Below are 25252 nucleotides of genomic sequence, written 5' to 3'. Positions count from 1 at the left end.
CCTTATCCCTCTCCCTTTGGGAGAGGGAGGGAGCCGCCGCCAGGCGGCGGAAGGGTGAGGGTGGCACCCTTTGGTTTCGGCGGTCGCCCTCACCCTCCCGCCCGGCTTTGCCGGGCGGGCCCCTCCCTCTCCCAAAGGGAGAGGGGTTTTGGGGGGCTCATGCCTGATTTCGATTATCTCGCAATCGACACCAAGGGGCGCGAGGCGCGCGGGCATATCGCGGCACCGTCGATCGATGAGGCGCGCGTGTTGCTCGATCGGCGGCGACTGTATGTCGTCAAGGTCGAGCCGGGTTCGGGCCGCCCGGCCAGGGGCAAGCCGCTGCTGGCTGACCTGCGCCTTGGCCGCCGCCGGATGAGCACCAAGCAATTGACGCTGTTCACACGTCAGCTTGCCACGCTCAACCGCGTGTCGCCGCTGGAGGAATCGCTGCGCACGATCGCGCGCCAGACCGAGCAGGAGCATGTCCGTGCGATCGTCGAATCGGTCCATGCCGGCGTGGTCGAAGGGCGGCGGCTGCATGAGGCGATGGCGCGCGAGGCCAGGAGCTTCCCGGCCTTGTACCGCGCGATGGTGTCGGCGGGCGAAACGTCAGGCGCGCTGCCGATCATTCTCGAACGCCTGTCGCTGCTGCTGGAGCGGCAAGCCGAGATTAACGGCAAGATTATCACTACGCTGGCTTACCCTATGGTGCTGGCGGTGGTGGCGATGGCGGTGGTAACGGCGCTGATGGTATTCGTGGTGCCGCAAGTGGTCGAACAGTTCGACACGGTCGGGCAGCAATTGCCCTTCCTCACGCGCGCGGTGATGGGGCTGTCGGCCTTCCTGGTCGGCTATTGGTGGGCATTGCTGACGGGAGCCGCGCTGATCGGCGTTGGCGTTTGGCGGGTGCTGAAAGACCCCCGCGCGAAACTCGCCTTCGATACGTGGCTCCTGAAGCTCCCCTTGCTCGGTCGGTTGCTACGCGATCTCCACGCCGCGCGGATGGCGCGCACGCTGGCGACGATGGTGGCGAGCCGCTTGCCGTTGCTCGAAGGGCTGACGCTGACCGGCGGCACGATCCACAACCTCCGCCTCAAACGCGCGTCGGACGACATCATCGAATCGATCCGCGGCGGCGGCAGCCTGTCGGCGGCGATGCGGCGCACGGGTGTGTTCCCGCCCTTGCTGACCTATCTGGCGGCATCGGGCGAGGCAGCGGGGCAGCTCGACGACATGCTGGAACGTGCGGCGGATTATCTGGAGCGCGAATTCGATCGCTTCACCACCACCGCGCTGTCACTGCTCGAACCGCTCATCATCGTGGTGATGGGGGGCATTGTCGCCACGATCGTGCTATCGATCCTGCTGCCGATCCTGCAACTCAACACGCTTGCCGGACAATGAGGTCTGAAATGTCTGTTCCCCGCACTCGCCGCCGTGTTCGCCCGAGCGAACAAGGCTTTACGCTGATCGAGCTGATGGTGGTGGTCGTCATCCTCGGCTTGCTCGCCGCGATCGTGACCTACAATGTGCTGCCGCTGGGCGACCGGGGCAAGATCACCAAGGCCAAGGCCGATATCGCGCAGATCGAAGGCGCGCTCGATCTCTACAAACTGCAAAATGATGTCTATCCCTCGACCACCGATGGTTTGCAGGCGCTGGTCTCACCCCCCGCCGACGCCGACGCGTCGAAATATCAGCGCGGCGGCTATATCAAGAAATTGCCGCTCGACCCGTGGGGCAAGCCCTATCTTTATGCGTCTCCGGGCGCGCATGGCGAGGCCGATGTGTGGACGCTGGGCGCGGACCATAAGGAAGGCGGCGAGGGGGCCAATGCCGATATCGGTAGCTGGCAATAACACGCGCGAGCGCGGCTTCACGCTGATCGAGCTGATGATCGTGATCGCGATCATCGGCCTGGCCAGCGCGGTGGTGGTGCTGGCGCTGCCCGATCCGCGCGGACGGCTGACCGATGAGGCCGCGCGCTTCGCGGCCCGGACGCGCGCGGCGCATGATCTGGCGGTGGTGGGAGCGCGGCCGATCAGCGTGTGGGTGTCCGAGGGCGGCTATGGTTTCGATGAACGGCAGGACGGCGCATGGGTGGCGATGGCGGAAAAGCCATTGCGGGTGACACGTTGGAGCAGCGGCACGCGGGCGGTGCCAAGTGGCGCGACACCACGCGACCGTATCCTGTTCGATTCGACCGGCATGGCCGATCGGCCGCTCGACGTGACGCTCACGCGGTCGCGCGAGAACGTGGTGGTGCATATCGGGGCCGACGGTTCGGTGCGGATCGGTGGCTAGGGTGCGCACCGCGACGCGCGGCTTCACGCTGATCGAGATGATGGTCGCGCTCGCCGTGTTCAGCCTGGCCGCACTCGCCTTGATCCGGCTGGAGGGCGCGACGATCCGCGGCGCGGCGACGCTCGACACCACGCTGATGGCGCAAATGGTGGCGCGCAACATCGCGATCGAGGCGATGACCGATGCCCGACCGCCCACCATCGGCACCGCCACCGGCACCGAAGCGAATGGCGGGCGTGATTGGGCGTGGACGCGCGTGGTGGAACCGACCGGTGACGCCCGCATATTGCGTATCGACGTGACCGTGCTCGATCCGGCGGGTCGCAGCGCCGGACATATCACGATGGTGCGCGACGGGGCCACCAAGCCATGAGCAGACGGGCCGAACACGGCTTCACCTTGATAGAGGTGATGATCTCGCTGTTGATTTTCGGTCTGCTGGCGGCGGCGGGGGTGGCTTTGCTGTCGTTCTCGGTGCGGGCGCAAGGGCTGACCGGGGCGAGACTGGAGGCGGTGTCGGCGCGCAATCGCCTGTCCGCAATCCTGACCGCAGACCTCGCGCAGGCGGTGGTGCGCCCGGCGCGCGGCGAGGGGGGCGAGATGTTGCCGGCGTTTATCGGCGAACCGGGCACCAACGGTGCGGTGCTGTTGCGCGTGGTGCGCGGCGGCTGGAGCAACCTCGACGGCGCGCCGCGCCCGTCCGAACAGAAGGTCGAATATCGGCTCGAGGATGGCGCGCTCGTCCGTGTTGCATATCCAATGCTCGACGGTGCCCCCGCGCTGCCGCCGACGCCGCTCCTGTCGCACATCCGCACGGTTGCGCTGCGCTATCGTCTGAAGGGCGCGTGGAGTGATCGCTGGGTCGGCAATGACCAGAACCCGCTGCCCGATGCACTGGAACTCAGGATCGTGCGTGATCCGGGGGACGAGACGCGCGAGATGTTCCTCGTCGGCACCGGATATGGCAAACGCGTGACCAATGCGCGCTGAGGCCCCCCGATCCGAACGCGGTGCGGCGCTGCTGACGGTGCTGCTGCTGGTGGCGGTGATTGCGGTATTGGCTGGGGTCGCGCTCGAGAAGCTGCGGTTGGCGACGCGACTGGGCAGCAACGCGGTCACGCTCGACCAGGCGCGCGCCTTTTCTTTCGCGGCGGAAACGCTCGCGGTGTTCAAGATCAGCGATCTTTTGTCGAAAAGCCCGGACAAGGTGACGTTGGAGGGCGGCTGGAGTGGCCAGCCCTTCGCGCTGCCGATTCCTAACGGCACCGCCACCGCCACCGCGACCGTCACCGATGGCGGCAATTGCTTCAACCTCAACAGCCTCGCCATTGAGGTAACGCCGGGCGTTTATGCCGCTTATACCCCGGCGCGCACGCAGTTCGCGCGCTTGATCGCGCTCGTCGATCCCACCGCGCGCTCCCCCGATGCGATTGCGGCGGCGGCGGCGGACTGGATCGACAGCGACAACAGCCCCCTCGATGGTGGTGCCGAGGATAACGTCTATGGCGGCGGCAAGCTCGCCTATCGCACCGCCAACACGTTGATGAGCGATCCCAGCGAATTGCGGGCGGTCGCGGGCGTTACACGCCTCGATTACGATCGGCTGCGACCGTGGATTTGCACGTTGCCCGTCGCCATCCCCTCGAAGATCAACGTCAATACCGTGCTGCCCGAACAAGCGCCGTTGATCGCAATGCTCGGCCAGACTTTGTCGGTCGAGGCCGTGCGCCAAGCGCTGTTGCAGCGACCGCCAAAGGGCTTTTCCAATGCGGGGGCGTTCTGGTCGCAGTCGGCACTCGCCGGGGCGGCGGGCGAGGGCGGCGCGGGGCAGACCGACGTCAAGACGACATGGTTTGCGCTGCGGGTGGATGTCGCGCTGGGCGGTATTCGCTTGGAACAAAGCGGCCTGATCGACGCAACGGCTCTTCCCGCGCGGCTGGTATCGCGGCAATGGGGTGAGCGACCATGACCGATACGCTCGTCCTCTTTCTTCCGACGCACGACACCGCGTGGCGTTGGCTGCGGATCGCGGGCGATGGCGTGGCCGGGCGGGGCGAGGGGATGCCCGTATTGGCCGCCGTTGGCGAGGAACGCCTGGTCGCGGTGGTGCCCGCCGATGCGGTGACGCTGCACTGGGCCGAACTGCCCGACCGCTCGCTCGCCCAGGCGGTGGCGGCGGCGCGCTTGCTTGCCGCAGATGCGAGCGCAACCCCGATTGGCGAAGTGCATGTCGCGGTGGGGCGCGAGGAGGCGCTGGTCGAACGGCCGATCGCCGTCGTGGCGGCGACCCAGATGCGGGACTGGCTCAACGTCCTGGCAGACTATGGCATCGATCCCGATGTACTGCTGCCCGCGCCGTTGCTGTTGCCGCGACCGGAGACGGGCTATGTCCGCGCCGATCTCGGCGGTGCGGGGGTGGTGCGCGGGCCGACCAGCGGCTTTGCCGACGAGGCCGGGCTGACCGATCTTATCACCGGCGGGGTTACGCCCGAGACCTTGCCGCGCGACCAAATGGAGGCGGCGATCATCGCGGCGGCCCATGCGCCCGTACTCAACCTGCGACAGGGGCCGTTTGCGAAGGTGGTCGCCACGGCGATCGATTGGGCGTTGATCCGGCGGCTCGGCTGGCTGGCCGGGGCGGTGTTGGCGGTGACGTTGCTGATCACCTGCGTTCAACTGCTGACCTATTCGCTCGCCGCCGACGATCTCGAACGCCGCGCCGATCTGCTAGCGCGCAGTGGCCTGGCGCGCGGCGAGGCGGTGAACGACGCTGACCGCCAACTCAGCGCGCGGCTCGAGCGGTTGCGCGGCGGCGGGCTCGGCTTCAGCCGCACCGCCGCGACCGTTTTCGCGGCAATGCGCGCGACGCCCGGTACCGAGATCCGCACGCTATCCTTCGATTCGAACGGGGCGATGCGCGTGACAGTGGGCGTTCAGAATGAGGGGCAGATCCTCGATTTGCAGCGCCGGATCGAAGCGAGCGGGCTCAGCGCTACGCCGATGGGGCAGTTTCAGTCGGTCGGCGGGCGCGTGACGGGGGACATCATGGTGAAGCCGCGATGACCGAACGCCTGCTCCTCTGGTATCGCGCACGCTCCCGGCGCGAACAATATCTGCTGCTGGCCGGTGGGGCGATGGCGGTGCTCGCCTTGGGCTATTTCCTGGTCGTGCCGCTCGGCGATGCGCTCGAATCGGCCAAGACGCGCCATGCAGATGCGGTGATCCGCCTTGGCGAGACGCAAGCGCGAGTCGACGCGGTAAAGGCGGCGCAGGCCGACCGCGCCGCGCCGCTGGGCGGCCCTCTCGAAACCACCGTGCGGATGCGCGCCAACGATGCCGGGTTCGCGCTTACCAGTGTCGTGCCGCAGGGTGGCGACCGGGTGCAGATCGCGATTGCGTCGGCGCGGCCCGGAGCTTTGATCGGCTGGATCGCCGATCTGGAAGCTTCGGGCATCCTGGTCGATCGATTGGGAACGACCGACAATGGCGATCGCACGGTGGCGGTGCAAATGACCTTGAAGGCGCAGGGCCAATGATCCGTCTCCGCACCGGACCGGCGGCGCTGTTCAGCGCGATCTTTGTGCTGGCATTGATCCTGCTGTTGCCGCTGCGGTTCGCGCTGGGGTGGTTCGATCTCGATCGCACCGGCTTTGCTGCGCGGGCAGCCAGCGGCAGCGTGTGGGGGGGCTCACTGCGCGAGGCGCAACTGGGCAGCATCGCCTTGGGCGATGTCGATGCTGCATTGTCGCCATGGGCCTTGCTCGCGGGGCGCGCGCGACTCGCGCTGGAGGGGCACCCTTCGGGCACCGGGCGTGCCTTGCACGGCGCGGTCAGCGTCTCGCGGCACAGCGTCGGAATCGAGCAGATGACCGCTGGCGTACCCGTCGGGGACGCGTTTGCGCCGCTGCCCATTACGGCCATCGATCTGGACGATGTCAGCGTGCGGTTTGTGGACGGGCGGTGCGAGCGCGCCGAAGGGCGCGTCAAGGCAACGCTGGGTGGCGATATCGCCGGAATCACGTTGGGGCAGGGCCTGGCGGGCGCGGCGCGGTGTGATGCGGGCGCGCTGCTGTTGCCGCTCGTCAGCCAGGCCGGGACCGAGCAAGTGACGGTGCGGTTGTGGGATTCGGGACGCTTTCGCGCCGAGTTTTTGGCCAAGCCGAGTGACGCTGCGGCCGCGCAAAAGCTGGAGCGCAGCGGGTTTCAGCACATGCCCAATGGATATCTTCTCTCGGTTGAGGGGAAATTTTGAGCTTGTATTCTTGACGCTGGCCCCCCCCGCCCGCTAGGGGCGCTTGCTCTGCGGCGATCGTAGTTCAATTGGTTAGAGCGTCGGCTTGTGATGCCGGATGTTGCGGGTTCAAGTCCCGTCGGTCGCCCCATTTCTTCAAGCAGCCAGGAATTCTAGCGTGACCAGCGGCTGGGGCTTCCCCGATTTCGACGATCATGAGGGCGTACACCTCTTCACCGATCCTGCCTCGGGGCTCCGTGCGGTCATTGCGATTCACTCGACCAAGCTCGGCCCGGCAGCGGGTGGCGTGCGCTTCTGGCATTATGCCGATAGCGACGGCGCGATCACCGATGCGCTGCGCCTGTCGCGTGGCATGAGCTTCAAGAATGCGATGGCAGGCCTGCCGATGGGCGGCGGCAAGGGCGTCGTGCTGGCGGACAAGCCGGGCGATTCGATCAGCCACGCGCAGCTCGAAGCCTTTGGCCGCGTGGTCGAATCGCTGGGCGGGCGGTATGTCACGGCGGAAGACGTCGGCATGTCCGAAGCGAGCATGAAGGTCATCGCGACGATGACCAAGCACGTCTCCGGCCTGCCGGTCGCGGCGGGCAGCGCGGGCGGTGATCCCGGACCTTATACCGCGATGGGCGTGTATCTCGGCGTCAAGGCCGCCGCCAAGCGTGGCCTTGGTGCGGACGCGATGAAGGACGTGCATGTCGCGATCCAGGGCGTCGGCAGCGTTGGCGGTGGTCTTGCCCGGCTGCTCGCCAAGGATGGCGCGCGGCTGACGCTGGCGGACGTGAATGCCGACCGTGCGAAGGCGCTGGCCGAAGAGCTTGGCGGCGAAACCGTGGCGGCGGACGCAATCCTCGGCATCAAGGCGGACATCGTCAGCCCCAATGCGTTGGGCGCGATTCTGACCCCCGAATCGATCGCCGCGTTGCAGACCACGGTGGTGGCGGGTGGCGCCAACAACCAGTTGGCAACCAAGGCCGAGGGCGCGGCGCTGCAGGCGCGCGGGATCCTCTACGCGCCCGATTATGTGATCAACGCCGGCGGCATCATCAATGTCGGGCTGGAATATCTCGGCCACGGTGACCAGGCCGAGGTCAACGCCCGCATCGCGCGTATCCCCGACCGCCTGATCGAAGTGTGGGATGAGAGCGACCGCACCGGCGCGCCTGCCGCCGACGTGGCGGACAGCATCGCGCGCCGCTTGATCGGCCGGGGCTAACGCACGGGCAGGCAGGCGATCATCGCACGCACGGCTGTGGCGGTTTCCGCCACGTCGCGCACCGCGATCGTGTCCATACCCGCCGCGCGCACGGCATCGTCATTGCCGCCGGGATAGATCGCGTCGCCGAGGAACAGCATGTCGGCGGTCGCGATGCCCGAATGTTCGGCAAGCCGCCGCATCGCATAGGCCTTGTCGATCCCCGCATGGGTGATGTCGAGCGAGGTCGATCCGCCGATATTGACTGATAGATCGGGCAGGGCCTTGCGCAGCAGCACCTGCATCGCCTTGCGCTTGGAGAAATCGGGGTCCCAGGCCTTTTTTGCGTCGAGCGGCGCTTCCTGCCCCAGCCCGGAAAAGGTGATCTGGCTGCCGCGATCCTCGACGCGCTCACCCCAGATCTTCTCGTCGGCAAAGCCCGCTTCCTTGGTCGCTTCAGTCAGCGCGCTTAGGATATGGTCGCGCTCGTCAGGCGCGAAGATCTCGGCATAGACCGGGCTCCATATGCCATCGATGAAGCGATAGAGCTTGGTGCCGGTGGTCGGCATGATGAACAGATGCTCGATCGCGGCGGGGGCGGGCAGGGCCGCAACCACCTGCTTTTCGAATTGCGGCCAATCGCCGCCGGAGATGACGGCAACCGAAACGCGTGCGAGCATCTGGCTGAGCAAGCCTGCCATCTCATCCCCGATCTTCTGCTTGCTCTCGGCGAGCGTCCCGTCGAGGTCGAAAGCGATTAACTGTTTCACGATATCGATTCCTTGCACCGTTTGGTGGGCGAACGCGCGGCCAGACATGGGGTTGCGCGTCGACGCGCACACAAAATGGTCTAATGTAACGCGATGGCAAGCTTGATGGGTCCGCAATGAACGGTTGGGTGACACTGGCGCTGATTGCGTTGACGGTCGTTCTTGTTCTGTGGCGGGCGGGCGTTTCGCCGCACTTATGGGGTGTTGTCGTGCCCATCATGGTGCTGGGGGCGGTCGGGTACGCGATGCAGGGCCATGCCACCCTGCCGGGCCGACCGGCGCAGGCGAATGCCGCCACGGTCGTGATCGATCCCTCGATCGTCGATTTGCGCGGGGCGTTGCTCGGTCGATTTTCGGGGGATGGGGCCTATCTGGTTGCATCCGACGCGCTGATGCGACGTGGCAGCCGCGACAGCGGCGCGCAGGTGGTGCTGATGGGGCTTGGCCACTATCCGCGCAGCTTAACCTTGTGGGTTGGCCTTGGCACCGCCCTGGCGCAGCATGATAATACGGTTTCGCCCGCCGCGCGGCTCGCCTTCGATCACGCGACTCGGATTGCGCCGGATCATCCTGCACCGCCCTTTTTTGAAGGACTTGCCTATGTGGAGGCAGGCGATTTCCGTACCGCGCAGCGATATTGGGCAAAGGCGCTGGCCTTGTCCCCTCCCGAAATATCATATCGGCGCGAGATAGCGGTGCGTTTGTACGCGCTGAATGTCGTGCTCGCGCAACGCGGATATTGAGCGGCCACGAAAAAGGGCGCTTCCCGCGAAGGAAGCGCCCAATTCATCAGACCTGGGCGAAACGCCCGACAGTCTTACTTGGTAACGTTGTCAGCCTTGGCTGCGCCTGCGTCACGGACGTTGTCCGCCTTGTCGTGCAGCGCGTCAGCCGAGTTTGCGATCACGTCTGCAGCAGCAGCGTTCGAGGTGTTCGACGCAACGTCGTCGAGGACCGAAGCGTTGTTATCAATGCCGTCGGCGATGACGTCGGCGTTGTTCTCGATGGCGGCTGCTTCAGGGTTCTTGTGGCACGCAGCAAGCGACAGGGCACCGGCGGCAACGAGAACAAGGGCGATCTTCTTCATGCAATTGCTCCCAAGCAAATTAGCAGTTTCACGAACGGCCCAACGCCGTCGCGAAGGCTCGTGGCATAACGTCCTGCTGCGGTGCGTCAATCTTAAATTCGCCATAAGTCACCGCAAATGCCACCTTTCCGCCACATTTGCGACGGGTTGAGTTATGGTTACTTCTTTGGGGTCACTGCGCCCATCGCTTCGGGCGCATCGGCGACGATCGCGAGCAGCGTGGTCCAGGCGGCGACATTCTGGCGGAGTTGTTCCGGGTCGATACGATCGAGCGTGTCCTCGGGCGTGTGGTGATAGTCGAAATAGCGCAAGCCCGATTGGTTAAGATCAACTGCCGGAACGCCGGTCTTGAGCGTCGGACCGACATCGGTTCCGTCACCCCCCACACCCGCACCACGCACGATGCCGAGCGGGGCCAGCGCGACGGCCAGACGGTCGCCAACCGCTTTGGCGCTTTCGGGCAAATTGGTTTCGAAGCGCCACACACGATCCGCTCCGAAATCGGATTCGGATGCCAGTGCGTGGTTTTCGCCGGCATGCGCCTTGGCATAGGCCGCGCCGCCAAAGCCGCCTGTTTCCTCGTCGCCGAACCACACCACACGGATTGTCCGGCGATGCGGGCCCGAATCCAGCAAACGCTTGGCGGCGGCTGCCGTAATCGCAATGCCCGCACCATCGTCGATCGCGCCGGTGCCGAGATCCCAACTGTCGAGATGCCCGCCAATCAGGATCGTCCCCGCCGCGGGGTCGGTGCCGGGCACTTCGGCAATGACATTGCCTGACGTGCGGCTTGGCACCACCGTCGGCGTCAGCGTGAGGTGCAGCTTCACCTGCTTGTCGAGTTTGACGATCCGCTCGAGATTTTCGGCGTCGGCGACCGAAAGCGCGGCAGCGGGAATTGGCGTTACGCCCGGCGCGAAGTTGGTCGTGCCAGCGTGCGGCCCACGTCCGTGATCGGTACCGATCGATCGGATGACGATCGCGCTCGCCCCCTTGCTCGCCGCGATATTCGGGCCGACGAAGCGCGCCATGCCCTGGCTGCCATAGCTTGATCCGTCCTGGGTCGGTTGCATCGCATTGGAGACAAAGGCGATCTTTCCGGCGAGGCTGCCTGCGGGCGCGAGCAGCAAATCATTGAAGCTGGCGAAATAAGCGACGGGCAACGTCAGCCCCTCCGGCGGTGTCGCGCCCGAATTGCCGAGTGCGGTCAGGCGTAGCGGCTGGCGAAAGGGCCCGACCACCTCTGCCGTCTCGATGCCGCGCACCCATACGTTCTGGAGTTCATACGGTTCGATCCGCACATTCTTGAAACCCAGCGCCTTCAGCTTCGCCACCGCCCATTGCCGGGCGCGTTCCTCGGCGGGGGAGCCGTCGGGGCGCGGGCCGACCTCGGTCGTGATGCCGGATACGATGTCATAGGCGACATCGTCCTTTAGGGCCCCATCGCGCAGAGCCGTGACTGCTGGCGCGATCGCGACCGCAGGCGGTGCTACACGCTGGGCGAACGTTGGCGTCGCCAGCATGGTGGTGGCAAGAAGCATCGTGGCAGGGGCGAGGGCGCGAAGCTTGATCAAGGGCGGTTCCCGTCTGGTGGTAAAGAGTTGATGCTGAAGGTCCCGAGCGTCGTTGCCGCGCGGATGGTGGAAGGTCGATCGAGGGTAGAGTAAGACCAAGACGCGGCATGGTTGCAACGGGAATCGCGTCCGACAATCGAAATCCGAACGCAACTAGGGCGATCAGGTCTGTCGTGGTGCCGATGGGGCCGCCTGCGATCTTCATGTCCTGCGCGGCCGACCGCCAACCATATCGTCGGCGCGTTGCCAAGCGCGCTGGCGGTCGCTATCTGCCGCCACTCAAATCCATCCTTCTCGATCCCGGAGCCCGCAGCCGATGGCCGTGCAGTACAGCTATGTAATGAAGGGCCTGACCAAGACCTTCCCCGGTGCCCCCAAGCCGGTGCTCAACAACATCCACCTGCAGTTCCTGCCCGACGCCAAGATCGCGATCATCGGACCGAACGGCTCGGGCAAATCCACGCTGATGAAGATCATGGGCGGCATCGACCCCGATTTCACGGGCGAGGCATGGGCGGCTGATGGCATCAAGGTCGGCTATCTGCCGCAGGAGCCGCAGCTCGACCCAACCAAGACCGTGCTCGAAAACGTCAAGATGGGTGCCGGGCCGATCGCGCAGATGGTCGAGCGCTATAACGAAATCGTCGCGATCATGGGCGATCCGCCCGAGGATTGCGATTATGACGCGCTGCTCGGCGAAATGGGCGAGTTGCAGGAAAAGATCGACGCGGCCGATGGCTGGAGCCTCGACAATCAGCTTGAGATCGCGATGGAAGCGCTGCGCTGCCCGCCGGGCGACAGCGCCGTCACCAACCTGTCGGGTGGTGAGAAGCGTCGTGTTGCGCTGTGCAAGCTGCTGCTCGAAAAGCCGAATATCCTGCTGCTCGACGAACCGACCAACCATCTCGACGCCGAAAGCGTCGCGTGGCTCGAAAATTACCTGCGCGATTATGTCGGTAACGTCATTCTCGTTACCCACGATCGCTACTTCCTCGACAATGTCGTCAACTGGGTACTCGAGCTCGATCGCGGGCGCTATTACACCTATGAATCCAACTATTCGGGCTATCTCGAAAAGAAGGTGAAGCGGCTCGAGCAGGAGGAGCGCGAGGAGCAGGGCAAGGCCAAGGCGATCGCCGACGAGCTGGCATGGATGCGGCAGACCCCCAAGGCGCGCCAGACCAAGTCCAAGGCGCGTATCCGCGCGTTTGACGAACTGATGGAGAAGCAGGAAAACCGCGCCGTCGGCAAGGCGCAGATCCTGATCCAGCTGCCCGAACGGCTTGGCGGCAAGGTGATCGAGGCCAAGGGCCTGACCAAATCCTACGGCGACAAATTGCTGTTCGAGAATCTCGATTTCACGCTGCCGCCGGGCGGCATTGTCGGGGTGATCGGGCCGAACGGCGCGGGTAAATCGACGCTGTTCAAGCTGATCACCGGCCAGGAAACCCCTGACGAAGGCACGATCGAAATCGGCCAGACGGTGAAGCTCGGCTATGTCGACCAGTCGCGCGACGATCTCGACCCGAACAACAATGTCTGGGAGGAAATCTCGGACAAGCTCGAAATCTTCCGCTTCGGCAAGCAGGAGCTGGGCACGCGGGCTTATGTGGGCGCGTTCAACTTCAAGGGGCAGGACCAGCAGAAGAAGGTCGGCCAGCTTTCGGGCGGCGAGCGTAACCGCGTTCACTTGGCCAAGATGCTGAAGGAGGGTGGCAACGTCCTGCTGCTCGACGAACCGACCAACGATCTCGACGTCGAGACGCTGCGCGCGCTGGAAGAGGCGCTCGAATCGTTCGCAGGTTGCGCCGTGGTGATCAGCCACGATCGCTTCTTCCTCGATCGCCTCGCCACGCACATTCTCGCGTTCGAGGGCGATAGCCATGTCGAATGGTTCGAGGGCAATTTCGAGAGCTATGAGGAAGACAAGCGCCGTCGCCTGGGCGACGCGGCGGACCGCCCGACGCGGCTCGCCTACAAGAAACTGACGCGATAAGCGCTGGGCGGAACGGCGTGGCGGGGCCACGCCGTTCCGCCTGCCTCAGGCGGTGAAGCGCTTGGTAAACCCCTTGGGGACGCGCTCGCTATCGGCATTGGCTTCCAGATGGTCGACCCGCGCGAGGGGAGGCCCTTGTCGGCACGCTTCGGTCATTGCCGTGACAGCGTCATCCTCGCCCGCGACAAGCATTTCGATCCGCCCGTCCTTCAAATTGCGTACCCATCCGGTCACGCCAAATTCCTGCGCGCGGCGCACCGCCCAGTCCCGAAATCCCGTATTTTGAACCTTGCCGGTGACGAACACCCGCTGCACCACTGCCATTGTCATCAACCTTTTACTCGGCGCATCGTCTTGCGCGCGATTACCGTGCTGTAGCACCAAGCGCGCGAAGTCATCGGGGTTCGTCACGAATCCGTCGTAAATCCTGCAGTTTCCGTCGCGTGTTGGCGTTTCTTCACGGATAGGAGATCGCGATCACCTCATAATGGCGCTCGCCTGCCGGGAGTGTAACGCGGCGCACGTCGCCGATTGCGGCCCCCCGCAGCGCCCGCGCGATCGGCGCGTTCCAGCCGATCCGCCCGGCGGCGGCGTCGGTCTCGTCGTCGCCGACCAGCGTCAGTACGCGTTCGGCGGTGTCGCTAAAGTCTTCAGGGTCGGCGATCGTCACCGTCGCCCCGAACCATACGCGCCCCCGGTCCGGCTGCGCTGCTGGGTCGATGACCTTAGCCGCCTTCATCCGCCGGGCGAGAAACCCCAGCCGCCGATCGATCTCGCGCAGGCGTTTGCGGCCGTAAATATAGTCGCCATTCTCCGAGCGGTCGCCATTGCCCGCCGCCCAGGAGATGACGTCGACCAGCTTGGGGCGCTCATCGCCCAGCAACTGCTGATATTCGGCACTGAGCGCGGCATAGCCCGCCGGGGTCATGTAATTGGGGCGATCGTCCATCGCGGATGCTACACCACATCTGCCGGTGCGCTGTCATCCCCAAGATGGGGTGTTTCAGCCTGGGGTGCTCTTCCCAAGATACCAACTGATCCGGTTCGCGCCGGACGACCGCGAACGGCTTGGGTTCATCAAATCATAGACCACGGCATTTTCGAGCACGCGCTGCACGTAATTCTTGGTCTCGTAGATCGGGATCGCCTCGATCCAGTCGACCATGTCCACGCCCGGCAGGCGCGGGTCGCCATTGGCGCGGAGCCATTTGTTCACGTTGCCGGGACCGGCATTGTAGGCGGCGACGGCGAGCGGGTAGCTGCCGTAAATCCCGTAAATGTGCCGGAAATAAGTCGATCCTACCATGATGTTGTAATCGGTATCGGTGGTCAGCGCCGACGGATTGTAGCTGAGCCCGAGCTTGGTCGCGGTGTCGCGGGCGGTGCCCGGCATCAACTGCATCAGCCCGCGCGCGCCGGCATGGCTGATCGCGGCGCGGTCGAACTGGCTTTCCTGGCGGGCGATGGCGTGGATCATAGTCCAGTCGTCCTGGCTTGCGACGGGCACGCGGACATTGGGGAAGCCGACGGTGGAATATTCGCTCAGGCCATTCTGCAGGGCGCTGCGCCCGACCATCACGCCGAGATCGGGGCGGCCAAGCGTGCGCGACAATTCGGTCGACAGGACATGGTCGCTATCGGTCTTGGCGTCGATCGCGATCTGGCGGACGAAGGCGGTCTGGTCGACCCACGCCGCCGTTGTCCCGAGATATTGCGCGGCGCGCACCGTCTCGCGTGCGTAAAAGGCGGTCCGAATTTCCGGCGCGACCGGGCGCAGGATCGGGTCGCCGGGCGGGTTGAGCGGCTGGCCGATGCGCTCGCTCGCCAATTGGCCGTAAAACAGGTCGTGGAAGCCCGCTGCGCGCGCATAATAGCCATTGGCCTCGTCGCGGTGCCCGGCGGCCTCTGCCGCACGTCCGGCCCAGTACAGGCCCTTGGACTGCGTTGTTGGAGTCCGCGATGCACTGGCATAGAGCAGGAACAGCGGCACGGCATCGGCCGGGCGCGCGAGTTGCTTCAGCGCGGTCTGTCCGGCCAGCCAGGTGAGGCTGGTATAGTCGTCGCGCTCGCCATAGGGGCGGGTGCTGACGTCGGTGCCTGCGGGATAGGCATCGCTGACCTTGCGGGCGATATCATATGCCAGCGCCGCCTGACCGTCTGCTGCGGCTGCCTTGGCGTTGGTCAGCAGCACTTCGAACCATTGTTCCGGGCTGCCGGGCGTCATCGCCAGCGTCGGACGCTGCGCCAGCAAGGTACGCGCGCTGGCGGAGGCACCAGTGCTCCGCAGCCAATTGGCGCGATCCGCCAGCCAGCCCGGATCGGCCGCGCCATATTGCTGGGTCGCTGCGGCACGCTCGGCCGCATCGGGGGCGTTGGTACGGAAGGCAAGGCGGGCGGCGAACACCGGTTGCCAGGCGGGGCTGACCAGCGCCATCTGCCGCTGTGCCGCCGCAAGCGCGCCCTGCCACAGCAGCATGTCCATCCGCGCATTATGGTCGGAGGGCGTCAGCGCGTTCGCAAAGCCGGTGACGATCCGCGCTTCATCGGCGGTGGAGAGCGACCCTGCGACCCAGGCGGCGCGGGCGGCGGCATTGGCCTCCTCGCGCACGCCCGTGGCCGCCAGCGCCTCGGCAAAGCGCGTGCGGCCTGAACCCGTCAAAGCTGGGAACCGGTGGAAAAATGAGACGACCGTGGAGGGCGACCACCCGCCCAGATCGAGCGATCGCTCGGCTGCGCGCCGCAGGCCCATCTCCCCGGGCCAGCCGGGGTGGGCGAGGAGAAAGCGGGCATAGCGCTCGAAGCTATAGCCGCTCGGTTGTTGCAGCGCCTTCCACTCGGCGATCGACGCCGCCAGCGCGGCGTTGGTTGCGGTCGTGCCCGCCAGCACCTGTGTTGCCCGGCCCCAGCCGAGTTGATCCTGTGCGTCGCTCGACGTCACCGCGATGGTGGAAACCCCCGCCAGCAACAGAGCTGATTTAAGGAGCGAAGCAATCATGTGGACAGAATATGCCTTTCGTCCGTATTTGTCGCGCGACAAATCTAAAAATGCGACGGAATTCCGTCTCTCAGGAGCAACTTAACCATGTTTTCGGGATCAATCCCGGCGCTCGTCACGCCGTTCTCCGCCGACGGCGCGTTCGATGAGTCGGCGTATCGCGATCTGGTTGAATGGCAGATTGACGAGGGTTCGACCGGTCTCGTGCCCTGCGGCACCACCGGTGAAGCGGCAACGCTGAGCGTGGAGGAGCATTTCCACATCGTCGGCATCTGCGTCGACCAGACCAGGGGCCGCGTGCCGGTGATCGCGGGGGCGGGCTCCAACGACACGCGCGTCGCGATCCACAATATCAAGGCGGCCAAGGCGGCGGGCGCAGATGCCGCGCTGATGGTGCCACCGTATTACAACCGGCCCAATCAGGAGGGCATCTTCCGCCATTTCGAGGCGGTGGCGCAGGCGTGCGACTTGCCGATCGTGCTGTACAATGTGCCCGGCCGCACCGTGACCGACATCGCGGTCGAGACGGTCGCGCGGATTGCGCATGCCTTCCCCAGCGTGGTTGGCATCAAGGATGCGACCGGCGTGATCCAGCGCGCATCGGCGCAGCGCGCGGCGTGCCCGGCGGGGTTCGTGCAGCTTTCGGGCAATGACGACATGGCGCTGGCGTTCAACGCGACCGGCGGGGTGGGGTGCATTTCGGTGACCGCCAATGTCGCGCCGGCTTTGTGCGCGGCGTTCCAGGCGGCGTGTGCGGCGGGCGAGTATGCGGCGGCGCTGGAGTTGCACGACCGGCTGTTCGCGCTGCATGTGGCGCTGTTCACCGATGCTTCGCCGGGGCCGGTCAAATATGCGCTGAGCCGGGTGCGGCCGGACTTTCCGAAAGCGCTGCGCTTGCCGATGACCTGGCCGAGCGAGGCGAGCCAGCGCGCGGTGGATGCGGGGCTGGCGGCGGCCGGGTTGGTTTGAGGGGGTAGGGACGTTTGGGGTTGGTGGGAAGCGGACAGGCGGCTTTCGGCGGCAGGCGCGTGTTAGCTGCCGTTCCCGACCTGCTCGTATTCGAGCCCTTGCGGCACAACAGCCATCGTTTGCAATCGTCCCTTGCCCAAGTAGACCAAGTAGCAGTTTCCCGCTGTAGAGAAGCGTCGTTCCAGCTCGCTACTCGGACACGCGTCTTGAATTGACCGCATGGCATCACCGGACAAAGAGTAGAGACGCACTCCATCTTTGATCTGAATTGCGCGTATGTCCTGTATCCAATGAGCTCGCGCCAACGGCATCGCTTTTCCAGCCGAGATAGGGAATGAGCCCGACCAGTGGTCATAGTCCTTTAGGAGATACCGCACCATCAACTGTGAATTTGCTCGATTGTCGACGACGGTGGGCCACGCGTCACAGCCTGAAAGGAATGGCAGAAGCAACAAAACGAATGACCGCATTTGGGCAGCCTATGAGGTGGGGTTCATGGCTGCAAGTGGAGCGAAATCACACATGCTCACTCTGGCAACACTGCACCGCGACAGATTGTCGCACCTTCCCCGTTCGTTTCGAGCGAAGTCGAGAAACCCCGCGCAACGCAAACTGCGGTTTCTCGACTACGCTCGAAACGAACGGTTGGGGCGGTGGCGTGCAATTGCAGTCTGCCACCCATGCGGGTTCGCCCGGAACTTCGATCCGCACATTGCCGCAGTGGCAGCGTCCGTGGATGGGCATGGCTGGGTGTAATCGCTGGCGGGAAGGTTCTGCAAGCCGACCGGGGGCGTAAGGGGGGCGCACGGATGCGTTGACAGGCCCGCGCCGAACCCGCAGCAAGCCGATCTGGACATCGCTCCGTAGTCGGCACGCGCACCGCCGCCCCTGCCCGAAAAGGAAGAGACGATGGCGCACGCCACTTTGGACGACGTCACTTTCGGACGCGCAGCGCCCGGCATTTGCGTTCGCGACATTCAGGCCGCGCACGATTTCTATGTGCGCGTGCTAGGATTTCGGAAGGTGTTCGAGAATGGCGATCCGGTCGGGTTCATGGTGCTAAAAAAGGATCGTGCCGAAATTCATTTGAGCCGCAAGCCCGACCACACCCCTTCGACCGCCAATGTCATGCACATGTTCGTCAGCGACGTGGCAGCTTTCTACGCGGTTTGCGAAGCGAACGGCGTGCGGATCGTCAAGGGGCTGAAGGACAAGGATTATGGCCAGCGGGCGTTCGTGTTCGCCGATCCCGATGGCAACCGGATCGATATTGGGGAAGCGGTTTAGGGCTGGGGCTATTGCGCGGTGGGGTCTTTGAGGAGGGCGAATAGCGATCCGGAGAGCGACCCACCCCCAACCCCTCCCTTCCAGGGAGGGGAGGCGCTCAGGCCGCTATTTGGAGCGCACATTTAACGGTCCTGTACGAAGGGCTTGTTCGCCGGATCGCTCGACCCGCCGCTCAATCCTTGGCGAAAAAGCGGTCGATCACGTCGCGGGCGAGGCGGGCCGGGCGCAGCGTGGTGGCGTCGAGGCAGCACCAGCTCGATTTGACTTCGGCGAGCACGTCTTCGCCGCGCTTGATGATCGTTTCGTAGAAAGCGCGCGCGCCCTGCACCTTTTCGAGCAGGACGGTGGCGATCACTTCGTCGTCGAGGAAGGTCGGCTTGCGATAGGTGATCTCGTGCTTCAGCGCGACCCAGGCGTGAGTCGCCAGCGCTTCTGCCGGGGCAAAGCGCTGCCAGTGGCTGACCACCGCATCCTGTACCCATTTGAGATAGGAGGCATTGTTGACATGGCCCATGAAATCGATGTCGGCGGCATCGATGGCGATGGCGAAGCTGTGCGTCGCGAATTTGGGGCTCAGGCACTCGGTCATACCCTCACCTTATAGGATTGGCGCGCGCATAGCGAGCGAACAACGCGCGCGACCTGCGCAAAATGTGCGATCTTGCGGTGGGTCGGTGCCAATCTGCGCTTGTGGCTTTTGTTTCGCGGCGACAGCGCCTACATCGCCGCTCTTATGGCCCGTCCAAAGCCCCCCGTTTTCGAAAAAGCCAAGATCGTCGCCGAGAACCGGCGCGCGCGTTACGATTATGCGATCGATACCGTCTATGAAGCGGGCATCGCGCTGACCGGGACCGAGGTGAAGAGCCTGCGCAGCGGCACCGGCTCGATTGCCGAAAGCTATGCCGAGGTGAAGGACGGTCAGGTGTGGCTGATCAATTCCAACGTGCCCGAATTCAGCCACGGCAACCGCTTCAACCATGAGCCCAAGCGCGCGCGCAAACTCCTGCTGCACGAGCGCGAGATCAACAAGATGCACGGCGCGGTGGCGCGCGAGGGCATGACGCTCGTGCCGCTGATGGTCTATTTCAATTCCAAGGGCCGCGCGAAAGTCGAGCTGGCGCTGGCCAAGGGCAAGAAGGCGCATGACAAGCGCGATTCGATCAAGGAACGCGACTGGAAGCGCGAGCAAGGGAGGCTGATGCGCGACCGTGGTTGACGTCGTCATCCGCGCCCGCCGCACGGCACAGATCATCGCATTCGCGCGTCGCCACATCCCCACGCGGGAAAGCGTGGAGGCGAATCGCTATCTTCGTCCCGTTGCGCACCGCATTCTCGCCCCGGAATTGTGGCGCTTTACGCGTCGTTCGGTGCCGCGGGGCGTCGCTTTGGGGCTCTTTACGGGCGTCCTGTTCCCATTCGCGCACATGCCCCTGGCGGCGGTGACTGCGCTTCCGGTGCGTGCCAACGTACCGGTCGCCGTCGGGACGACGTTGTTGCACAACCCGGTCACAACGGTGCCGCTATTCTGGTGCGCCTACGAACTCGGGCATTGGGTGTTGCGGCTCGATCGCAGCGTGCCGGGCGCGCCGATTGCCAGCAATGTGAAGGCCAATGTCGGCCTGCTCCATTGGCTGGTTTCGCAGGGTGGTCCGGCGACGATTGTCGGCCTGATTTTGATCGCTGTAGCGCTGTCGGCGGCAGGTTTTTTTCTGGCCGGACTGGTGTGGCGCGTCCGCATCGGTCGCAAATGGCGCAGGCGTGCTGCGCAAAAAGGGCCGAAACAAGCGATTTGACGGAATGTGTCATGCGGTTACAACACGCTCCATTAAATGTCCGTTGAGAGGATTTTTGCATGCGTCGTTCGTTGGTCACGGTTTCCCTGCTCGCGTCTGCGGCACTGGTGGGGGTGACCCACGCAAATCCGGCACCGAAGCCCAAGGTTGCAGTGAAGGCAGAGCCCGCGCCGAAAGCGGCCGGTGCCGAGATCGGCGCGTTCGGGCTCGATATTGCCGGCATGGACACCAGCGTTAAGCCGGGTGATGATTTCGTGAAGTTCGCAGGCGGCAAGTGGGAAGCAGCCACCGAGATTCCGGCGGACAAGGCGACGTACGGTATGTTCAACCGCTTGGCCGACCGCTCGCTGGAACAGACCCGCACGATCCTGGATGCTGCGGCGAAGCGTCCCGGCGACAAGATCGGCGATTTCTATGCGAGCTTCATGGATGACGCCGCGATCAACGCCAAGGGCATCGATCCGATCAAGCCCTGGATCGCCGAAATCCGCGCAGCGGGCGACAAGACTGCGCTGGCGGTCGAGATGGCCAAGCTGCAACGGATTGGCGTGGGCGGCCTGTTCCGCATGGGCGTAGGCCAGGACGACAAGGCCCCCGATACCTATATCGTCGGGCTGAGCCAATCGGGCATCGGCTTGCCCGATCGTGATTATTATCTGAAGGACGACCCCAAGCTCGCCGACACGCGCGCAAAGTATCAGGCCTATCAGGTGCAGATGCTGGGCCTCGCTGGTGTGGACGATGCCGCGGCGCGCGGCGCGGCGGTCTACGCCTTTGAAAAGACGCTGGCGACCGCGCATTGGGACCGCATCAAATCGCGCGATTCCGATCTGACCTACAATAAGTGGTCGGCGGCTGACTTCGCGGCCAAGGCCCCGGGCTTCCCGTGGGAGGTCTATATGAAGACCGCTGGGACCGCAGGCCAGGCCAATTATCTGGTCGGGATGCCGAGCGCGCTGACCGACGAAGCGAAGGCGTTTGCCGATGCCCCCGTCCAGGTGGTGCAGGATTTCCTGATCCTGCGCTTGTTGCGCAGCTACGCCGGGGTTCTCGCCAAGCCGATTAACGACGCCAATTTCGCTTTCTACGGCACGGTGCTGAGCGGCGCGCCGCAGCAGCCGGTGCGGTGGAAGCGCGGCGTGGGGATCGTCAGCGGGGCGATGGGCGAACAGGTCGGCCAGGCATATGTCGAGCAATATTTCCCGCCCGCGACCAAGGCGGCGGCGGACCAGCTCGTCAAGAACATCATCGCGGCGATGAGCGTGCGGCTCGACAATCTCACCTGGATGGCCCCGGAAACCAAAGTGAAGGCCCACGCGAAACTGGCGGCCTTCACCCCCAAGATTGGCTATCCGTCGAAATGGCGCGACTATTCGGCGCTGACGGTTAAGCGCGACGATATCGTCGCCAATGTCGCCGCCGCCAATGCGTTCGAATATGAGCGCGATCTGCACAAGCTCGGCCAGCCGATCGATCGCACCGAATGGGGCATGACGCCGATGACGGTGAACGCCTATGCCAATCCGCCGATGAACGAGATCGTCTTCCCGGCGGCGATCCTGCAGCCCCCCTTCTTCGACGCCAAGGCGGACCCGGCGGTCAATTACGGCGGCATCGGCGTGGTGATCGGGCATGAACTGAGCCACCATTTCGACGATCAGGGGCGCAAATACGATCCGACCGGCAAGCTCGCCGATTGGTGGACCGCAGAGGACGTCAAACGCTTCACCGCGATGACCGACAAGCTGGTCAAGCAGTATGACGCGTATGAGCCGCTGCCGGGCCTGCACATCAAGGGCGGGCTGACACTGGGCGAAAACATGGCGGATCTTGCCGGGCTGGCGCTGGCTTATGATGCGTATCACCGCTCGCTTGGCGGGAAGCCTGCTCCGGTGATCGACGGGCTGACGGGCGACCAGCGCTTCTTCCTTGGCTATGCGCAGGTCTGGCGGATCAAGTTCCGCGAACCGGCGCTGCGTTCGCAGGTGATTTCGAACGAACATTCGCCCGGGCCCTTCCGCACCGCCGAGGTGCGCAACGTCGATGCCTGGTACAAGGCGTTCGGCGTGAAGGCGGGCGAGAAGCTGTATCTTGCCCCGGCTGACCGTGTGAAGGTCTGGTAAAGGCGGTATTCTGCACCGCGCCGCCTGGACGGGTGGCGCGGTGCGGCGGTGTCTGGCCGCTTTGCCCTTGACGCTCCCGGCGCATCGCCCAATGCAGGTGCGGATGGCATCGCTTCCAACGTCTCCGAACCCGTCTCGCGGCGCAGCTTTGATCGCGATTGGCTGCGGCTGCGCGGCTGCGGCGATCGTTCTGGTGGTGATCGGCAGCGCGCCGATTGCGGCGGCGTTCTTTGCGACCGCGCTCGTGGCGACGGGCGGGCTGCTGTTGTTCCGCCGTCTTTTCCCGCGCACCGCGGAACTCGCTGCCGAGCCGGATTGGAGCGTCGCGCGTACGGTTGCGGAGAGCAGCCCGGATGCGATTGCGGTGACCGATCGTGCCGGACGGTTGGTGTGCGCCAACAATCGCTACGAGACGCTGTTCGGCGGCTTTGCGACCCCGCCGGGGCTGCCGTTTGATGCGACTGGTGTGGAGCTTTTGGGGGCTGCCGGACGCGCCGCCTGGCGTGATGGCTCGGCGGGAGTCGCCCGGCTCCTCATCAAAGGCGCGCAGCTTTCCGCCGAAGTGACGCGGGCCGGCGAAGACGGCAACCTTCTGGTCTGGCGTTTCCATGCAACGCAGGGCCTGGATCTCGCCCAGACGATGGAGAATTTGATCTCGGGAGCGACGGGCGATCGACTCGGCAGCGCCGGGATCATGGCGGCGTTGATCAATCCCGACGGGCGGATCCGGGCGGCGAACCGCGTGTTGCGGGCACGTGCGATGGGGCATGAGGAAGGCGCGATCGTCGGTCGCGACTTTGCGCGCTTTCTGATCACCGACTCGCACGGCATGGCGCGGTTCGAACGCGAAGGGCTGGCGCAGAACCCGTTGCGCGTTCTCCAGATCCCGTTTCTCGATGGGGAAGACGCGCCGATGCTGGTCGCGCTGATCGACGAGGAAGAGAATAGCCAGCCTGCCATTGGCGAAAGCGCGGCGGCGCATATCAAGAGCCTGGTGTCGTTGATGCCGTTCGGCGTTGCCTTGATCGGCGGCGACGGGCGCTTCGTGCAGATGAACGACGCCTTTGCGCGGGCGGCGGCGGTCGATCCGCACAGCCCGCCCATCTATCCCGGCGATTTGCTGGTGCGCGAAGACAAGGGTGTGGTCGCCGACGCGATCCGCCGTTTTGCCGGTGGCGCGACGCATTCAACCGACCTTGCGGTGCGGCTGAAGGATCATCCCGACGAGCCGGTCGCCCTGTCGATCGCGGGTGCGCGCGGCCTCGGCAATTCGGCAGTGTTGTTGAGCCTCAAGGACAATAGCGAGGAAACGCGGCTGAAGCGCGAAGTGGCGCAGGCCACCAAGATGCAGGCGGTGGGGCAGCTCGCGGGCGGTGTTGCGCACGATTTCAACAACATCCTCACCGCGATCATCGGGCATTGCGATTTGATGCTGATGCGCCATTCGCCCGGCGACAGTGATTATGACGACATCCAGCAAATCCGCGCCAACTCCAACCGCGCGGCCAGCCTGACGCGGCAATTGCTCGCTTTCTCCCGCCAGCAGACGCTCAGGCCGCAAGTGCTGCAACTGCCCGACGTGATTTCCGAAGTCACCAATTTGCTTAAGCGCTTGTTGGGCGAAAGCGTCACGCTTACCGTCAAACATGGGCGCAACCTGGGGCCGGTGCGTGCAGACCCCGGGCAACTCGAACAGGTCGTCGTCAATCTCGCGGTGAACGCGCGCGATGCGATGATGGCGAAGGATCCGCGCGGCACCGGCACGCTGGCGATCCAGACCTATGCGGTCACCACCGCCGAAGTGCGCAAGCTCGCATCGGATATCCTTCCGGCCGCCGATTATGTCGTGCTTGAAGTGGCCGATACCGGCGGCGGTATCCCGCCCGATGTGCTGCCAAAAATCTTCGAGCCCTTTTTTACGACCAAGGAGGTGGGAAAGGGCACCGGGCTCGGTTTGTCCACCGTTTATGGGATCGTCAAACAATCGGGTGGCTATATCTTTGCCGATAATGTGAAGGCTGGACCGCGCGGGCAGGCGGGGGCGGTATTTACCATCTACTTGCCGGTCCACACCGTCGGTGCCTTGGCGGAAGCGCCACCCGCACGGATTTTGCCGCGCGAGAAGCCGGTCGATCTCTGGGGCACAGGCACGATCCTGCTGGTCGAAGACGAGGACATGGTGCGGGCCGTTGCCGAACGGGCGCTGACACGGCAGGGCTATACCGTGCTGTGCGCCGAACATGGGGAGGCTGCGCTCGAACTGTTGGCATCCGGCCCAAAGCCCGATCTGCTCATATCGGACGTGATGATGCCGTTGATGGATGGACCGACCATGGTGCGGCAAGCGCGCGCGCGCTATCCCGATCTGCCGATCGTGTTCATGTCGGGCTATGCCGAGGAGACGATTCGCAAGTCGATCGATCTCGACAACGTCGCCTTTCTGGCAAAACCGTTTTCGGTACAACAGCTTGCTGAAGCGGTGCGGGCGGTATTGGGTGCGAAATGATTTGGCGCATTCCGGCATGCCCGGCTAAGGGCCTATTATGAGCGGGCCACAGACCATTTTGATCGTCGAGGACGAACCCTTGATTGCGATGATGATCGAGGATTTTCTCGATGTCTTGGGAAAGCGTCATGGCGGCACGGCGGATAGCGTTGTGGCCGCGCTGGCGTTGATTGAAGCGGGTGGCATCGACGCTGCCATCCTGGACGTCAATTTGCGCGGCGGGGAGAAGAGCTTCCCGATCGCGGCGGTGCTCGCGGAGAAGGGCATTCCGTTCGTTTTCGCGACCGGCGGGTCGCATGATAGCGTCGGGGAAGAGTATCGCGATCGTCCGACTCTGGCCAAACCTTTCACGATGGATGGGGTTTCCAAGGCATTGGCGGCATTGGGCTAATCAGGCGGCTGATGGGGGGCTGATCACGATCAAC

General features: G+C 64.6%; 26 protein-coding genes and 1 tRNA gene. 20 read left to right on the top strand and 7 right to left on the bottom strand.

The window, feature by feature from the left end; genetic code table 11:
- Positions 1-159 precede the first annotated feature (159 nt).
- From gspF to EJC47_RS04705, 11 genes are all read left to right on the top strand, one after another.
- Positions 160-1386, top strand: coding sequence for a type II secretion system inner membrane protein GspF (gene gspF, locus EJC47_RS04755; RefSeq protein WP_126845690.1), 1227 nt, complete (start codon positions 160-162; stop codon positions 1384-1386).
- 8 nt (positions 1387-1394) lie between these two features.
- Complete coding sequence (gene gspG / locus EJC47_RS04750) at positions 1395-1841, top strand: type II secretion system major pseudopilin GspG (protein WP_081988829.1); 447 nt, start codon at positions 1395-1397, stop codon at positions 1839-1841.
- Positions 1816-2286, top strand: coding sequence for a GspH/FimT family pseudopilin (locus EJC47_RS04745; protein ID WP_126845689.1), 471 nt, complete (start codon positions 1816-1818; stop codon positions 2284-2286). Before gspG ends, EJC47_RS04745 begins: the two co-directional genes overlap by 26 nt.
- 1 nt (position 2287) lies before the next feature.
- Positions 2288-2659, top strand: a complete 372-nt coding sequence (gene gspI, locus EJC47_RS04740; protein ID WP_126845798.1) for a type II secretion system minor pseudopilin GspI — start codon at positions 2288-2290, stop codon at positions 2657-2659.
- Positions 2656-3276: a type II secretion system minor pseudopilin GspJ gene (gspJ, locus tag EJC47_RS04735; protein WP_126845688.1), complete on the top strand. Its 621-nt coding sequence runs from the start codon at positions 2656-2658 to the stop codon at positions 3274-3276. The genes gspI and gspJ overlap by 4 nt, the downstream gene beginning before the upstream one ends.
- Positions 3266-4255, top strand: a complete 990-nt coding sequence (gene gspK / locus EJC47_RS04730; protein WP_126845687.1) for a type II secretion system minor pseudopilin GspK — start codon at positions 3266-3268, stop codon at positions 4253-4255. The genes gspJ and gspK overlap by 11 nt, the downstream gene beginning before the upstream one ends.
- On the top strand, positions 4252-5349 hold the full coding sequence (gspL, locus tag EJC47_RS04725; protein ID WP_126845686.1) for a type II secretion system protein GspL: 1098 nt from the start codon (positions 4252-4254) through the stop codon (positions 5347-5349). The genes gspK and gspL overlap by 4 nt, the downstream gene beginning before the upstream one ends.
- Positions 5346-5822: a type II secretion system protein GspM gene (gene gspM / locus EJC47_RS04720; RefSeq protein WP_126845685.1), complete on the top strand. Its 477-nt coding sequence runs from the start codon at positions 5346-5348 to the stop codon at positions 5820-5822. The genes gspL and gspM overlap by 4 nt, the downstream gene beginning before the upstream one ends.
- Entirely contained in the window at positions 5819-6538 is a 720-nt protein-coding gene (gene gspN, locus EJC47_RS04715; RefSeq protein WP_126845684.1) for a type II secretion system protein N, read from the top strand. The genes gspM and gspN overlap by 4 nt, the downstream gene beginning before the upstream one ends.
- A gap of 53 nt (positions 6539-6591) precedes the next feature.
- A tRNA-His gene (locus tag EJC47_RS04710) sits at positions 6592-6668 on the top strand.
- 27 nt (positions 6669-6695) lie between these two features.
- Positions 6696-7748 carry a Glu/Leu/Phe/Val family dehydrogenase gene (locus EJC47_RS04705; protein ID WP_126845683.1) on the top strand — a complete coding sequence of 351 codons (1053 nt, stop codon included), beginning with the start codon at positions 6696-6698 and terminating at the stop codon, positions 7746-7748.
- Here the strand turns inward: EJC47_RS04705 and EJC47_RS04700 are convergent.
- Entirely contained in the window at positions 7745-8497 is a 753-nt protein-coding gene (locus EJC47_RS04700; protein WP_126845682.1) for an HAD-IIB family hydrolase, read from the bottom strand. The two genes, EJC47_RS04705 and EJC47_RS04700, sit on opposite strands and share 4 nt — an antisense overlap.
- A 116-nt stretch (positions 8498-8613) precedes the next feature.
- Here EJC47_RS04700 and EJC47_RS04695 point away from each other — a divergent pair, with 116 nt between their 5' ends.
- Complete coding sequence (locus EJC47_RS04695; protein WP_033966742.1) at positions 8614-9240, top strand: tetratricopeptide repeat protein; 627 nt, start codon at positions 8614-8616, stop codon at positions 9238-9240.
- A 74-nt stretch (positions 9241-9314) separates the two neighbouring features.
- On the opposite strand, the gene EJC47_RS04690 is transcribed toward EJC47_RS04695, so the two are convergent.
- Both EJC47_RS04690 and EJC47_RS04685 read right to left on the bottom strand, forming a co-directional pair.
- Positions 9315-9584: a hypothetical protein gene (locus tag EJC47_RS04690; protein WP_010403172.1), complete on the bottom strand. Its 270-nt coding sequence runs from the start codon at positions 9582-9584 to the stop codon at positions 9315-9317.
- Between the two features lie 158 nt (positions 9585-9742).
- A complete protein-coding gene (locus EJC47_RS04685; protein WP_409574474.1) occupies positions 9743-11125 on the bottom strand; it encodes a M20/M25/M40 family metallo-hydrolase in 1383 nt (460 codons plus the stop codon).
- 349 nt (positions 11126-11474) lie between these two features.
- On the opposite strand from EJC47_RS04685, the gene ettA reads away from it, so the two are divergent.
- Positions 11475-13154 carry an energy-dependent translational throttle protein EttA gene (gene ettA, locus EJC47_RS04680; protein WP_126845681.1) on the top strand — a complete coding sequence of 560 codons (1680 nt, stop codon included), beginning with the start codon at positions 11475-11477 and terminating at the stop codon, positions 13152-13154.
- Between the two features lie 45 nt (positions 13155-13199).
- Here the strand turns inward: ettA and EJC47_RS04675 are convergent, their stop codons facing one another.
- Genes EJC47_RS04675 through EJC47_RS04665 form a run of 3 tightly spaced genes read right to left on the bottom strand, consistent with a single transcriptional unit; the run spans position 13200 to position 16149 of the window.
- Positions 13200-13565 (bottom strand): acylphosphatase, encoded by a 366-nt coding sequence (locus EJC47_RS04675; RefSeq protein ID WP_260591476.1) that lies wholly within the window; start codon positions 13563-13565, stop codon positions 13200-13202.
- A 46-nt stretch (positions 13566-13611) separates the two neighbouring features.
- Positions 13612-14103 (bottom strand): GreA/GreB family elongation factor, encoded by a 492-nt coding sequence (locus EJC47_RS04670; protein ID WP_126845680.1) that lies wholly within the window; start codon positions 14101-14103, stop codon positions 13612-13614.
- 54 nt (positions 14104-14157) lie between these two features.
- Positions 14158-16149, bottom strand: a complete 1992-nt coding sequence (locus EJC47_RS04665) for a lytic transglycosylase domain-containing protein (RefSeq protein WP_126845679.1) — start codon at positions 16147-16149, stop codon at positions 14158-14160.
- 87 nt (positions 16150-16236) lie between these two features.
- On the opposite strand from EJC47_RS04665, the gene dapA reads away from it, so the two are divergent.
- Both dapA and EJC47_RS04650 read left to right on the top strand, forming a co-directional pair.
- Positions 16237-17118: a 4-hydroxy-tetrahydrodipicolinate synthase gene (gene dapA / locus EJC47_RS04660; RefSeq protein WP_126845678.1), complete on the top strand. Its 882-nt coding sequence runs from the start codon at positions 16237-16239 to the stop codon at positions 17116-17118.
- Between the two features lie 909 nt (positions 17119-18027).
- Positions 18028-18405, top strand: coding sequence for a VOC family protein (locus tag EJC47_RS04650; protein WP_185867561.1), 378 nt, complete (start codon positions 18028-18030; stop codon positions 18403-18405).
- Between the two features lie 172 nt (positions 18406-18577).
- On the opposite strand, the gene EJC47_RS04645 is transcribed toward EJC47_RS04650, so the two are convergent.
- Positions 18578-18994, bottom strand: a complete 417-nt coding sequence (locus EJC47_RS04645; protein WP_033964580.1) for an acyl-CoA thioesterase — start codon at positions 18992-18994, stop codon at positions 18578-18580.
- Positions 18995-19138: 144 nt separating this feature from the next.
- On the opposite strand from EJC47_RS04645, the gene smpB reads away from it, so the two are divergent.
- From smpB to EJC47_RS04620, 5 genes are all read left to right on the top strand, one after another.
- The gene (smpB, locus tag EJC47_RS04640; RefSeq protein WP_126845790.1) at positions 19139-19621 is read left to right on the top strand and encodes an SsrA-binding protein SmpB; all 483 of its coding nucleotides are present in this window, start codon (positions 19139-19141) and stop codon (positions 19619-19621) included.
- Positions 19614-20198 carry a DUF2062 domain-containing protein gene (locus EJC47_RS04635; RefSeq protein WP_052192291.1) on the top strand — a complete coding sequence of 195 codons (585 nt, stop codon included), beginning with the start codon at positions 19614-19616 and terminating at the stop codon, positions 20196-20198. The genes smpB and EJC47_RS04635 overlap by 8 nt, the downstream gene beginning before the upstream one ends.
- 59 nt (positions 20199-20257) lie before the next feature.
- Positions 20258-22321, top strand: coding sequence for a M13 family metallopeptidase (locus tag EJC47_RS04630; RefSeq protein ID WP_126845677.1), 2064 nt, complete (start codon positions 20258-20260; stop codon positions 22319-22321).
- Between the two features lie 103 nt (positions 22322-22424).
- On the top strand, positions 22425-24827 hold the full coding sequence (locus EJC47_RS04625) for a response regulator (protein ID WP_126845676.1): 2403 nt from the start codon (positions 22425-22427) through the stop codon (positions 24825-24827).
- A gap of 37 nt (positions 24828-24864) precedes the next feature.
- Positions 24865-25218 (top strand): response regulator, encoded by a 354-nt coding sequence (locus tag EJC47_RS04620; protein WP_033964581.1) that lies wholly within the window; start codon positions 24865-24867, stop codon positions 25216-25218.
- Positions 25219-25252: the final 34 nt, after the last annotated feature.

It is taken from the genome of Sphingomonas sp. TF3 (assembly GCF_003985085.1).
In the GTDB taxonomy this organism is placed as follows: domain Bacteria; phylum Pseudomonadota; class Alphaproteobacteria; order Sphingomonadales; family Sphingomonadaceae; genus Sphingomonas.
Note: the sequence above shows the minus strand (reverse complement) of the source record. Positions and strands in the feature narration are given on the sequence as shown.

Excerpts from the sequence above, each read along its gene's own strand:
- gspL (WP_126845686.1), top strand. The coding sequence starts at position 4,252 with ATGACCGATACGCTCGTCCTCTTTCTTCCGACGCACGACACCGCGTGG.
- EJC47_RS04745 (WP_126845689.1), top strand. The coding sequence starts at position 1,816 with ATGCCGATATCGGTAGCTGGCAATAACACGCGCGAGCGCGGCTTCACG.
- gspM (WP_126845685.1), top strand. The coding sequence starts at position 5,346 with ATGACCGAACGCCTGCTCCTCTGGTATCGCGCACGCTCCCGGCGCGAA.
- EJC47_RS04630 (WP_126845677.1), top strand. The coding sequence starts at position 20,258 with ATGCGTCGTTCGTTGGTCACGGTTTCCCTGCTCGCGTCTGCGGCACTG.
- gspJ (WP_126845688.1), top strand. The coding sequence starts at position 2,656 with ATGAGCAGACGGGCCGAACACGGCTTCACCTTGATAGAGGTGATGATC.
- EJC47_RS04685 (WP_409574474.1), bottom strand. The coding sequence starts at position 11,125 with ATGCTTCTTGCCACCACCATGCTGGCGACGCCAACGTTCGCCCAGCGT.
- gspG (WP_081988829.1), top strand. The coding sequence starts at position 1,395 with ATGTCTGTTCCCCGCACTCGCCGCCGTGTTCGCCCGAGCGAACAAGGC.
- ettA (WP_126845681.1), top strand. The coding sequence starts at position 11,475 with ATGGCCGTGCAGTACAGCTATGTAATGAAGGGCCTGACCAAGACCTTC.
- EJC47_RS04695 (WP_033966742.1), top strand. The coding sequence starts at position 8,614 with ATGAACGGTTGGGTGACACTGGCGCTGATTGCGTTGACGGTCGTTCTT.
- gspK (WP_126845687.1), top strand. The coding sequence starts at position 3,266 with ATGCGCGCTGAGGCCCCCCGATCCGAACGCGGTGCGGCGCTGCTGACG.
- gspN (WP_126845684.1), top strand. The coding sequence starts at position 5,819 with ATGATCCGTCTCCGCACCGGACCGGCGGCGCTGTTCAGCGCGATCTTT.
- gspF (WP_126845690.1), top strand. The coding sequence starts at position 160 with ATGCCTGATTTCGATTATCTCGCAATCGACACCAAGGGGCGCGAGGCG.
- EJC47_RS04690 (WP_010403172.1), bottom strand. The coding sequence starts at position 9,584 with ATGAAGAAGATCGCCCTTGTTCTCGTTGCCGCCGGTGCCCTGTCGCTT.
- EJC47_RS04625 (WP_126845676.1), top strand. The coding sequence starts at position 22,425 with ATGGCATCGCTTCCAACGTCTCCGAACCCGTCTCGCGGCGCAGCTTTG.
- EJC47_RS04620 (WP_033964581.1), top strand. The coding sequence starts at position 24,865 with ATGAGCGGGCCACAGACCATTTTGATCGTCGAGGACGAACCCTTGATT.
- EJC47_RS04670 (WP_126845680.1), bottom strand. The coding sequence starts at position 14,103 with ATGGACGATCGCCCCAATTACATGACCCCGGCGGGCTATGCCGCGCTC.
- EJC47_RS04645 (WP_033964580.1), bottom strand. The coding sequence starts at position 18,994 with ATGACCGAGTGCCTGAGCCCCAAATTCGCGACGCACAGCTTCGCCATC.
- smpB (WP_126845790.1), top strand. The coding sequence starts at position 19,139 with ATGGCCCGTCCAAAGCCCCCCGTTTTCGAAAAAGCCAAGATCGTCGCC.
- EJC47_RS04665 (WP_126845679.1), bottom strand. The coding sequence starts at position 16,149 with ATGATTGCTTCGCTCCTTAAATCAGCTCTGTTGCTGGCGGGGGTTTCC.
- EJC47_RS04650 (WP_185867561.1), top strand. The coding sequence starts at position 18,028 with ATGGCGCACGCCACTTTGGACGACGTCACTTTCGGACGCGCAGCGCCC.
- dapA (WP_126845678.1), top strand. The coding sequence starts at position 16,237 with ATGTTTTCGGGATCAATCCCGGCGCTCGTCACGCCGTTCTCCGCCGAC.